Source organism: Streptomyces sp. Go-475 (assembly GCF_003330845.1).
In the GTDB taxonomy this organism is placed as follows: Bacteria; Actinomycetota; Actinomycetes; order Streptomycetales; family Streptomycetaceae; genus Streptomyces.
This window is the reverse complement of record NZ_CP026121.1, coordinates 2,867,938-2,878,716: the sequence shown is the minus strand read 5'-3', so window position 1 is coordinate 2,878,716 and position 10,779 is coordinate 2,867,938. Positions and strand designations below refer to the sequence as shown.

Here is a 10,779-nt window from a genome sequence, read left to right as displayed (position 1 = left end):
CTAGCCCACCTTGCCGGCGAGGTCGTCCGCCAGCCCGTCCAGCACCGATGTGGCGCCCTTGCCGCCGTAGATCTCCTGGAGGGCCGCCGCCCAGCTGGTCGTGGCGTCGAAGAACTGCGCCTGCGGGGTGAACTGGATCTTCGTCTGGTCGACGACCGTCTCGAAGGTCTCCAGGAACCCGGGCAGGTGCCGCATCTTGTCCTTGTACGCGGCGTCCTCGGCGACCGACCTGCGCACCGGGTCGATGTGGTTGTGCGTGATCGCGCTCCTGCGCAGGTGCTCCTTGCCGGTGGCCCACTGCAGGAACAGCCAACTGGCGCTCTTCTTCCTGCTCTTGGCGTTCATGCCGAGCGACCAGATCCACATGTTGGTGGCGAGCGACCCGTCCGGACCCTTCGGCCCGGGGTGGAAGGCGATCTTCCCGGAGGCGGGGCTCGCGCCCTTCACCGCCTGGAAGTAGGCGGCCGTGTCCGCGTCGAACAGCATCCCCGCCTTCTTCGCGCCCAGGTCGCTGGAGCACTGGTACCAGGTGTACGAGGTCCAGGACGGCGGCCCGCCCCGCTTCACCATCCGCGCCCAGTCCTCGGTGAAGGCGACGGCCTCGGGGCTGTTCATCGCGGGTGTGAGCTTCCCGCCGTCGACCGTGAAGTCCTTCAGGCCGTTGCGGGCGTACATCGTCATGAAGCCCGGGTGGATGGTGGCCCAGCTCCTCGACCCGCGTACGGCGATCCCGTACATGCCGTCGAAGCCCGCGCCCGGCGCCTTCCGCTTGATGGTGGCGGCGAGTTCGGTCAGCTCGTCGAAGGACTCGGCCGGTTTCAGGCCGAGTTTGCCGAACACCTCGGTGTTGTAGGCGACGACGTTGGTCTCCCAGCCCCACGGCAGCGCGTACTGCCCGCCCTGGCCCAGCGGCGCGCCCGCCTTCAGCGACCACTGGTCGGCCTGGAGGAGGTTCGGGAAGAAGTCCGCCTGATCCCACTCGGCGCCCGTGGCGGCGGAGTTGCGCATCCAGGGCCCGAGGTCCTCCAGCCAGCCCGGCGGCCCGTACTGCCACACCATGTACGCGCCGAGCATGAAGACGTCGTAGGAGGCACGCCCGCTGGACAGGTCCACGGTCAGCTTGTCGAAGTAGTTGTCCTCGGGGAACACGTCGTACTCGACCTTGATACCGGTCTTCGCGGTGAAGGACTTCAGGTCGGCGATCAGCGCGTCCGTGTACGGGTGCTTGTTGAGCAGCGCCTTGACGGTGGTGCCCTTCTCCCGCTTCCAGTCGAAGGAGCCGGTGATGTCGTCGGCGGCGGACCCGTCGCCCTTGCTGTCGTTCCCGCCGAAACCGGCGCCGCAGGCCGTCAGCAGCGGGGCGGCCGCCGCCCCGGCGGCGAGGGCGAGGAAGCGCCGGCGGTCGTGCACGTGCGTGTCCATCCGTACCTCCGCGTGGAGCCTGGTTAACACGTCGAGTCGACTCGTTAACAGAGGGTGGAACGGCTGAAGTTGGGCGTCAATCCCTCGCGCACGGGAAAATATCGGGGCACAGTGAGAAGTTCACAGATCCGGCTGCGACGGCGTGGGAGGTTCCGGATGGTGAACGACGATGCGGACGAGGGCGCGGGCTGGCTGGGGATCGACCTGGGCACGCAGAGCGTCCGCGCGCTGCTCGTCACCGCCGACGGCACGGTCCTCGGCAGCGGCTCGGCCCCGCTGACCGGGCGGCGCGAGGGGGTGCGGCACGAGCAGGACCCGGTGCGGTGGTGGCAGGCGCTGTGCACGGCGTCCCGGGCCGCCCTCGGCTCCGCGCCCCCCGGCACGCCGGTCGGCGGACTCGCGGTGTGCGGCACCTCCGGCACGGTGCTGCTGACGGACGGCTCGGGCCGGCCCGTCAGCCCCGCCCTGATGTACGACGACGGGCGCGCGAAGGCGGAGGCGGCGCGGGCGCGCGCAGCCGGGCTCGCGGTGCAGGACACCTGGGCGCTGCCGAAGGCGCTCCGCCTGGTGGGGGAGTACGGCCCCGGCCTGCGGCTCGCCCACCAGCCCGACCTGATCGTCGCCCGCCTCACCGGCGCACCGCCCCCGGCCGACTCCAGCCACGCCCTCAAGACGGGCTACGACGTGGAGCACGAGTCCTGGCCGGAGGTCGCCCTCGCGCAACTGGGCGTGCCGGACGGCCTGTTGCCCGCCGTGGTCCGCCCGGGGACCCTCCTCGGCGAGGTCCGCCCGGCCGCCGCCGACGCCACCGGCATCCCCGCCGGCACTCCGGTGCTCGCCGGCATGACCGACGGCTGCGCGGCCCAGATCGCCTCGGGCGCCCTGCGACCCGGCTCCTGGAACTCGGTGCTCGGCACGACCCTCGTGCTGAAGGGCGCGACCCGCGACCCGGTCCGGGACCCCACCGGCGTCGTCTACAACCACCGCGCCCCCGACGGCACCTGGCTGCCCGGCGGAGCCTCCAGCGTCGGAGCCGGGGCGCTCGCGGCGCACTTCCCGGACGCAGACCCGGCCGCGATGGACGAGCGGGCCCGGGCGTTCGAGCCGTCGAGCGCGGTCGCCTACCCCCTCGTCTCACCGGGGGAGCGGTTCCCGTTCCGGGCCGCGGACGCCACGCCCCTCCTCCTCGGCGACCCCGCCGACGACGCCGACCGGTGGGCCGCGCTGCTCCAGGGCGTCGGCTTCACGGAACGCCTGTGCCTGGACTACCTCCACCACCTCGGCGCGCCCCTCGACGGCCCGCTCACCTTCACGGGCGGCGGCGCGCGCAGCCCTTACTGGAACCAACTGCGCGCCGACATCCTGGGCCGCCCGGCCCGCGTCCCCGAGCAGACGGAACCGGCCCTCGGCATGGCCGCGCTGGCCGCGTACGGGGTGTCGGGCGCCGGCACGCTGGCGGACACGGCCGCGCGCATGGTCCGGGTCCGTACCGTCCTCGAACCCCGCCCCGGCCGCACGGCTGCCTTCGCCGAGCCGTACGCCCGCCTCGTCCGGGCCGTGCGGGAACGCGGCTGGCTGCCCGCCCCCGTGGCGGAACACGCCCTGACCCGTCTGCACCTGGACACGGGGGGATCATGACCAGGACCCTGGTGCGGCCCCGTACCAGAGAACCGACCATCCCGCTGCCGCCCCGCATCGACCGCCCGACCGCACGCGAACGGACCGGCCCATGACCACCACCCTCCTGCTGGCCCGCCACGGACAGACCGTCTGGCACGCCGAGAACCGCTACGCCGGCGTCAGCGACATCGCCCTCACCGACACCGGCCGCGCCCAGGCCGAGGCCCTCGGACGGTGGGCCGCCGCCCACCCCGTCGACGCGATCTGGACGTCCCCGCTCTCCCGGGCCGTCGCCACCGCCGACCCCGCCTGCCGCGCCCTGGGCCTCACCCCGCAGCGCGAACCCGGCCTGCGCGAATGCGACTTCGGCGTGGTCGAGGGCCGCACGCTCGCCGAGTTCGAGACCGAGGACCCGGAGTGGGCCGCGGCCTACCGCGCCGACCCGGTGGCCCACTCCTTCCCCGGCGCCGAGGACCCGACGGCGGCAGCGGCCCGGGGCGTCCGCGCCCTGCGCGACATCGCCGCCGCCCACCCTGGCGGCCGCGTCCTGGTCGTCGCCCACAACACCCTGCTGCGCCTGGTGCTGTGCACACTGCTGTCGATCCCGGCCCGGGAGTACCGCAGAGTGCTGCCCCGGTTGCGGAACGCGGCGATCAGCGAACTGCGCATGAACTCCGACGGATCCGCCGCACTCCTCTCACTCAATGTGCCGTGCGAGCCGGACCTGCCGTAGCACTATGAGCCCATGACGCAGATCGACACGTCGGTGCCGCACTCGGCCCGGATCTGGAACTACTGGCTGGGCGGCAAGGACAACTACCCGGTGGACGAGGCGGCCGGTGACGCCTACACCGCCGTCTTCCCCGGCATCGTCACCATCGCCCGCAGCAGCCGCGCCTTCCTCGGCCGCGGCATCCGCCACCTCGTCCAGGAGGCGGGCGTACGGCAGTTCCTCGACGTCGGCACGGGCCTGCCCACCGTCGACAACACCCACGAGGTGGCCCAGCGCCTGGCCCCCGAGTCGCGGATCGTCTACGTCGACAACGACCCGCTGGTCCTCGCCCACGCCCGCGCCCTGCTCACCTCCACCCCCGAGGGCGCGACGGCGTACGAGCCCATCAGCCTCTACGAGCCCGAGCAGATCCTCGCGGCCGCCGGCAACACGCTCGACCTCACCCGCCCCACCGCCCTGATCCTCAGCGGCATCCTGGGCCACGTGGCCGACTACGAGCAGGCGCGTGACCTGGTCCGCCGCCTGATGGCCGGCCTGCCCTCCGGCAGCTACCTCTCCCTCAACGAGGGCTCCCGCGGCACCGACCCGGCCTACGAGCAGGCGCAGGACGCCTACAACGAGACGGGCGCCGTGCCGTACTTCCTGCGGCCGGTGGAACAGATCGAGGCGTTCTTCGAGGGCCTGGAGCTGGTGGAGCCCGGCGTGGTCTCGGTCCCGCTGTGGCACCCCGAGCCGGGCCAGCCGACGGAACCGATCGGCCAGCACGGAGGGCTCGCCCGCAAGCCCTGACCACACGCCCCCGCACACGGGAAACCCCCGCGAGTCACGTCCTCGCGGGGGTTTCCTTCTTACCGCCTGCCGTGCGTGAAGGGTGAGAAGACGATCACGAGGCAGGACGCTTCAACGGAACCGGCCTCAGGGAGCCAGCAGCAGCACGTCCGCGCGGGACTTCGCGGCCTCGTGACGCCGGGCCACGTCCTGCCAGTTGACGACCTGCCACATCGCCTCGATGAAGTCCACCTTCTGGTTGCGGTACTGCAGGTAGAAGGCGTGCTCCCAGGCGTCGAAGACCAGGATCGGGGTCGCGCCCTGGCCCACGTTGCCCTGGTGGTCGTAGACCTGCTCCACGATCAGCCGGCCGCTCAGCGGCTCGTAGGCGAGCACGCCCCAGCCCGAACCCTGCGTGGTCGCGGCGGCCTTGGACAGCTGCGCCTTGAAGCGCGCGAAGGAGCCGAAGGACTCGGTGATCGCGTCGGCCAGCTCGCCCACGCCGTCCTGCGCCAGCGGCTCACCGCCGCCGTCCTTCGGGCCGGTCATGTTCTGCCAGTAGATGCTGTGCAGGATGTGCCCGGAGAGGTGGAAGGCCAGGTTCTTCTCCAGCCCGTTGATCGATCCCCACGACTCCTTGTCCCGCGCCTCGGCGAGCTGCTCCAGCGTGTCGTTGGCGCCTTTCACATAGGCCGCGTGGTGCTTGTCGTGGTGCAGCTCGATGATCTCGGGGCTGATCACGGGGGCGAGCGCGGAGTAGTCGTAGGGCAGGTCGGGCAGCGTGTAGACGGGCATGGGCGGGTTCCCCTCCGGACCTCTTATTGCAACATCCTTGCAACTGCACGCTAGCAGCAAGAGTGCCGGGAAGGGTGGCCAGGGCACACAAAAAGGCCCCCGCGTGTGTCGCGGGGGCCTCTCACCGTGCGCTTCCTACCGCCGGGCGCGCGCCTTCTGCCAGGCGAAGCCGACAGCCGCCAGGGCCAGCGTCATCCCGCCCGTCGAGTACAACTGCACCCGCGTGTCCGGCTCCCGGGCCATCAGGACGAAGACGGCGGCCATGCCGGCCAGCGCGACCCACGTCAGCCACGGGAACGCCCACATCCGCACGACCAGCTTCTCCGGCGTCTCGCGCTCCAGCCGGCGGCGCAGCCGCAGCTGCGAGACCGCGATGAAGATCCAGACGACCAGGATCACCGCGCCGATCATGTTCAGCAGCCAGGGGAAGACGTCGTTCGGCCGCCAGTAGCTCAGCAGCACGCACAGGAACCCGAAGACGCAGGACGCCAGAACGGCGATCCGCGGCACCCCGCCCGAGACCCGGCCCAGCCCCTTCGGGCCCTGGCCGCGCTCCACCAGCGAGTAGGCGATGCGGGAGGCCCCGTAGATGTTGGCGTTCATCGCCGACAGCAGCGCCACCAGCACCACCACGTTCATCAACTGGCCGGCACCCGGGATGCCCAGCTCGTCCAGGGCGGCGACGTACGGGCCCTTCTCGACGACCGCCTTCGAGTCCCACGGCACCAGCGTGACGATGACCGCCATCGAGCCGACGTAGAACAGCGCGATGCGCCACATCGCCGTACGGACCGCGCTCGCCACGCCCTTGACCGGGTTCTCCGACTCGGCCGCCGCGATGGTGACCGTCTCCAGGCCGCCGTAGGCGAAGACCGACGCGAGCAGGCCGATGACCAGGCCCTCGCCGCCGTTGGGGAGGAAGTCGGTGAGGTGCGAGGCGCCGGGGGAGTCCGTGCCCGGCAGGACGCCGAGGATCGCCAGGACGCCGAGCACCAGGAACAGGGTGATCGCGCCGACCTTCAGCGCCGCGAACCAGAACTCGAACTCGCCGAAGTTCTTCACCGCCGCGAGGTTCGTGCCGCAGAAGACGACCATGAACAGCGCCACCCACACCCACTCCGGCGTGCCCGGCAGCCAGCCGCTGACGATCTTCGCGGCACCGATGCCCTCCAGCCCGACGGCCGTGCAGAGCAGTACCCAGAAGGACCAGCCGGCGGTGAACCCGGCCCAGGGGCCGATCGCGCGCTCCGCGTGCGCCGAGAACGACCCCGACGACGGATACGCGGCCGACATCTCGCCGAGCATCCGCATCACCAGCATCACGAGGAGGCCGGAGAGGGCGTAGGCGACCACGATCGACGGGCCGGCGGCGGCGATCCCCGCGCCGGAGCCGACGAACAGGCCGGCGCCGATCACCCCGCCGAGGGCGATCATCGACAGGTGGCGCTGCTTCAGGCCGTGGGAGAGGGAGACGTCGTCCGTGCTGGGCGGTGTCCCGGTGGTGGTGCTGGGCATGGGCGCGGCTCGTCCAATGCGTGAGAGGCGTGAGAGGGCAAAAACGCCGCCAGTCTGGGCGGTCCCGTCGCCCGGGAGGGACGGCTGTCCAGCATGCGGACGCGTGGAGCGCAGCCCGTGAGGCCCCGGGGACGGAGGGTGGGCGCCGGCGCGGACGCCGCACGGCACCCCACCCGGAGGCATCCGGCGAGCATTTGGCGAAACCCTACAGTCCCCCTGCCCGCCGACGGCGTGAGCGAAGCCTCCCTGCCTCCGTGACCGGCGTCACGCCGTACTCGGTGTAACTCCCACCCTTTGTCCGAAGCCGACCAAGCGTGTGTCCGCGCCTTTGTCGAGCGCTGACGGTGAACCGGGAGAGCGCGCTGGGATAGCGTCACCGTGTCCCGACCGGCCCTCACCCTCGCGGAGTCCCCATGAGCACCGCTGCCGCCACACCCGTACGCACCGGACAGGTCCTCGCCGACCTGCTCCCCGCCTCCCGCGTGAGGGACGTGGCCCTCGTGCTCGGCGGTGCCGCCCTCACCGGCCTCGCCGCCCAGATCTCGGTGCCCGTGCCGGGCTCCCCGGTGCCGGTGACCGGCCAGACCTTCGCCGCGCTGCTCGTCGGCACGTCCCTCGGCGCCGGCCGCGGCTTCCTCTCCCTGGCGCTGTACGCGCTGGCGGGCCTCGCCGGCGTGCCGTGGTTCGCGGGCGCCTCCTCCGGCGTCGCCCCCTCCTTCGGCTACATCCTCGGCATGATCCTCGCCGCGACCGTCGTGGGCGCCCTGGCCCGCCGCGGCGCGGACCGCTCGGTGTGGCGCATGGCGGGCACGATGCTCGTGGGCGAGGCGATCATCTACGTCATCGGCGTGCCCTACCTGGCCCTCGCCGCGGACATGTCCGCCACCGCCGCGATCGCGGCCGGCCTCACGCCGTTCCTGATCGGCGACGCGCTGAAGGCGGCGCTGGCGATGGGCGCGCTGCCGTCGGCGTGGAAGTTCGCGAACAAGCGCTGAGGGGTGTCCGCCGCCGCCCGCGTCTTCGACGAGAGGCCCGCCGGGATTCCTCCCCGGCGGGCCTCTCGCGCGGTCAGCCCTCCCGCGGTGCCGGCCGCCGCCGCTGCGACCACCACAGTCCCACCGCGCCCGCCGCGAGCAGCGACGCCCCGGCCGCGCCCAGCGGCAGCACATCGCGTGCCGGACCGGTCTTCGGCAGTTCCTTGCGGCCCGGGGACACCGGCTTGTTGTCCGTACCGAGCAGCAGGGGGGTGGCTGGGGCGTCCGGCGACGGGTTCGTCGTGCCGAACGGCACCGGGCCCTGCTGCCAGAACGTCTTCTCGCCGTCGCCCGTCTGGACCGGCAGACAGATCTTCCCGGTCTTGCCCAGGTCGTACGTAGCGTCCACGGCGTACGACTTCGACTCACCGGCCGCGAGATTGTCGATCGGACAGGTGAAACCGCTGTTCGAACCCTCCGGAAGACTGTTCTCGGGTATCGGCGAACAGCCCTGCACCTTCTTGACCGTGAGCCCGTCGAAACCGACGACCCAAAGCCTGATCTTCCCGCTGTCCTTGCTTCCCCCGTTCTTCACCGTGGCGGTAATCGCCGTCTTTTCACTGCCGTTGTCGACCGAGATCTTCTCCGGCAGCAGCGTGGTCAGCTCCACTCCCGCCGGTGCCTCGTCAACGGCCTTTCCGCCCTTGCTGCTTGCCGGGCCTTCGTCTTCCGCGGCGGCGGTGCCGGACAGCAGCACCGCCGAGAAAGATGCCACGACCAGCGATCCCGCGACCCCCGTCGTGCGACGAGAACTCATGTTCGCCCCCCTTGCGTCCCCCTGGCTGCACCTGAATTCGCAGCACTGAAAGAGGTACCACAAGATTTCGCCGCACTATCCTGGTGCGGCGCGAAGTGTGACCGTTGTGTTTCACTGGAGGCGGTCGCGGCGTCGTGGAGGGGGTGCAGCGAATTGCCGGGGAATGCGAACGGCGGCGGTGTTCCAGGGATATTGGTGACGGGGCGCTATCGCTTGGTCGAGAGTATCGGTCAGGGGGGAATGGGGCGGGTGTGGCGAGCCGCCGACGAAATACTGGACCGGCAGGTCGCCGTCAAGGAAATGCGGATCGACGGCCATGACGCGGAGGACAGCAGGACGCGCCGCGAACGCACCCTGCGCGAGGCCCGGGCCACGGCCCGGATCGACCACCCCAACGTCGTACGGATCTACGACGTGGTCGACGAGGGCGAACGGCTGTGGATCGTCATGGAGTTGGTGGCGGGCCGCTCCCTGGAGAGGATCCTCGCGGAGCAAGGGCCCCTCGGCCCCTGCGAGACGGCCCGGATCGGGCTCGGGCTGGTCGCGGCGCTGCGGCAGGTGCACGCGCGGGGTGTCCTGCACCGGGACATCAAGCCGGGGAACGTCCTCGTGGAGGACGCACGCGGGCCGGCCGGACCCGGACGGGGCGACGGCGGCGGCTTCGGCGGGGGACGGCGGGTCGTCCTCACGGACTTCGGGATCGCCGCGATCCAGGACGCCAAGGCGCTGACGATGGTCGGGATGCTGGTCGGCTCGCCCGACTACATGGCCCCCGAACGCGTCTCCGGCCGCCCGCAGGGCCCGCCGTCCGACATCTGGTCCCTCGGCGCGACGCTCTGCGCGGCCCTGGGCGGCCGCTCCCCCTTCTCCCGCGCCACCACACTGGCGACCCTGCACGCGGTCCTCTACGAGGACCCCGAACTCCCCGCCACCGCCGGCCCGCTGCGCGCCACCCTGACGTCCCTTTTGCAGAAGGACCCGTCGACCCGCCCGAGCCTCGACGACCTGGAAACGGCCCTGGAGCCGGTCGCGTACCCCGTACCGACGCCTACGGTGCGGGTGGTGGCGGGGGAGGGGCCCGGGGCGGGAGTGGCCGAGCCCGGGCGGGATGCGGATGCGCGGCGCGATCGGGATGCCGAGGTGCGGGTCGTCGTCGCCGAGGCCGAGTGCGATGCCGGGGGTCGGTTGCGAGGGGCATCACCCCCGAGCCCCAGCCCCGTTTCCCTCACGCGCGCACAGGCGACGACCGGGCGCGGCCCGCAACCCGCACCGACACCGACGCCCACCCCGAACGCGGCAGTGACATCCGCGCCGACATCGGCCCCCGCCCCGGCCCCCACACCGGAGCCCGCCCCAACGCCGAGAGGCGAACCGCCCGGCCCCGCTGTCCCCGCCACCCCCCGCTCCCGCACCGGCCCTCGTCGTGCCCTGCTCGGCGCCACCGCGGCCATCGTCGCGACCGTCGGTGCCGTCGTGGGGATCCTGCTGGCGACGTCATCCGGCTCGCCGGGCGGCGGCGACGACACCCGCGCGGGCTCCTCGACGTCCGCGTCCCCGTCCGCCACCACGACTCCCACCCACCCCACCCCCTCACCCACCGTCGAGGGCACGAGCAGACCGCGGACCCTGCCGCCCGGGACCCACCGGGAGGCCGGTGGATTCGCCTGGGCGACGCCCGACGGCTGGCGGCGGGACGTGAAGACGGGCGCGGAGGTGCACTACACCTCCCCGGACGGCACGCAGGAACTGGTCGGCAAGTCCTCCCTCGCCCGCGGCGACCTGCTGGAGACCTGGCAGACCTCGGAGCGCAACGCCCACCAGGGCCAGGACTACCGCAAGGTCCGCCTGGAGGAGACGACGTTCCGGGGCCACCCGGCGGTGGTCTGGGAGTACACGTTCACGCTGGAGGGTGTCCACTGGCACGCCCGGCTGCTCGGCTTCAACGTGAAGGGCACGTCGTACCAGGTCAACACCTGGTACGACGCCGGCATCGAAGCGGAGGCCCTGCGCACGTACGACAAGGTCAAGGACAGCTTCACGGTGCTGTAGGGCAACGAAAAGGGCCTGCGGCGCGCATGCGTGCACGAAGCAGCACGCGCGCCGCAGGCCCACCGGTTCCAGGGGAACGGCGAGTG

General features: G+C 72.0%; 9 protein-coding genes. 5 read left to right on the top strand and 4 right to left on the bottom strand.

The genetic code is table 11. The annotated features are described in order from the left end of the window. Positions 1-1,422: a sugar ABC transporter substrate-binding protein gene (locus C1703_RS13150; protein ID WP_114252535.1), complete on the bottom strand. Its 1,422-nt coding sequence runs from the start codon at positions 1,420-1,422 to the stop codon at positions 1-3. 156 nt (positions 1,423-1,578) lie between these two features. Between C1703_RS13150 and C1703_RS13145 the strand changes: the two genes are divergently transcribed. The 3 genes from C1703_RS13145 to C1703_RS13135 all read left to right on the top strand — a co-directional run bounded on the left by C1703_RS13145 (position 1,579) and on the right by C1703_RS13135 (position 4,564). Then, positions 1,579-3,060, top strand: coding sequence for an FGGY family carbohydrate kinase (locus tag C1703_RS13145; RefSeq protein ID WP_114252532.1), 1,482 nt, complete (start codon positions 1,579-1,581; stop codon positions 3,058-3,060). Between the two features lie 91 nt (positions 3,061-3,151). After that, entirely contained in the window at positions 3,152-3,775 is a 624-nt protein-coding gene (locus C1703_RS13140) for a histidine phosphatase family protein (RefSeq protein ID WP_114252530.1), read from the top strand. A gap of 12 nt (positions 3,776-3,787) precedes the next feature. Then, a complete protein-coding gene (locus tag C1703_RS13135) occupies positions 3,788-4,564 on the top strand; it encodes an SAM-dependent methyltransferase (RefSeq protein WP_114252529.1) in 777 nt (258 codons plus the stop codon). A gap of 126 nt (positions 4,565-4,690) precedes the next feature. Here the strand turns inward: C1703_RS13135 and C1703_RS13130 are convergent, their stop codons facing one another. Both C1703_RS13130 and C1703_RS13125 read right to left on the bottom strand, forming a co-directional pair. After that, complete coding sequence (locus tag C1703_RS13130; RefSeq protein WP_114252526.1) at positions 4,691-5,338, bottom strand: superoxide dismutase; 648 nt, start codon at positions 5,336-5,338, stop codon at positions 4,691-4,693. Between the two features lie 135 nt (positions 5,339-5,473). Then, the gene (locus tag C1703_RS13125) at positions 5,474-6,853 is read right to left on the bottom strand and encodes an amino acid permease (RefSeq protein WP_114252524.1); all 1,380 of its coding nucleotides are present in this window, start codon (positions 6,851-6,853) and stop codon (positions 5,474-5,476) included. A 413-nt stretch (positions 6,854-7,266) separates the two neighbouring features. Between C1703_RS13125 and C1703_RS13120 the strand changes: the two genes are divergently transcribed. Beyond that, complete coding sequence (locus C1703_RS13120; RefSeq protein ID WP_114252522.1) at positions 7,267-7,848, top strand: biotin transporter BioY; 582 nt, start codon at positions 7,267-7,269, stop codon at positions 7,846-7,848. 73 nt (positions 7,849-7,921) lie between these two features. Here the strand turns inward: C1703_RS13120 and C1703_RS13115 are convergent, their stop codons facing one another. Continuing rightward, positions 7,922-8,644 carry an LPXTG cell wall anchor domain-containing protein gene (locus C1703_RS13115; protein ID WP_114252520.1) on the bottom strand — a complete coding sequence of 241 codons (723 nt, stop codon included), beginning with the start codon at positions 8,642-8,644 and terminating at the stop codon, positions 7,922-7,924. Positions 8,645-8,836: 192 nt separating this feature from the next. Between C1703_RS13115 and C1703_RS13110 the strand changes: the two genes are divergently transcribed. Then, on the top strand, positions 8,837-10,693 hold the full coding sequence (locus C1703_RS13110) for a serine/threonine-protein kinase (RefSeq protein ID WP_114252518.1): 1,857 nt from the start codon (positions 8,837-8,839) through the stop codon (positions 10,691-10,693). Positions 10,694-10,779: the final 86 nt, after the last annotated feature.

Bases quoted from the DNA above. Each gene is read 5' to 3' on its own strand.
- C1703_RS13150 (WP_114252535.1), bottom strand. From the start codon at position 1,422: ATGGACACGCACGTGCACGACCGCCGGCGCTTCCTCGCCCTCGCCGCC.
- C1703_RS13145 (WP_114252532.1), top strand. From the start codon at position 1,579: ATGGTGAACGACGATGCGGACGAGGGCGCGGGCTGGCTGGGGATCGAC.
- C1703_RS13140 (WP_114252530.1), top strand. From the start codon at position 3,152: ATGACCACCACCCTCCTGCTGGCCCGCCACGGACAGACCGTCTGGCAC.
- C1703_RS13135 (WP_114252529.1), top strand. From the start codon at position 3,788: ATGACGCAGATCGACACGTCGGTGCCGCACTCGGCCCGGATCTGGAAC.
- C1703_RS13130 (WP_114252526.1), bottom strand. From the start codon at position 5,338: ATGCCCGTCTACACGCTGCCCGACCTGCCCTACGACTACTCCGCGCTC.
- C1703_RS13125 (WP_114252524.1), bottom strand. From the start codon at position 6,853: ATGCCCAGCACCACCACCGGGACACCGCCCAGCACGGACGACGTCTCC.
- C1703_RS13120 (WP_114252522.1), top strand. From the start codon at position 7,267: ATGAGCACCGCTGCCGCCACACCCGTACGCACCGGACAGGTCCTCGCC.
- C1703_RS13115 (WP_114252520.1), bottom strand. From the start codon at position 8,644: ATGAGTTCTCGTCGCACGACGGGGGTCGCGGGATCGCTGGTCGTGGCA.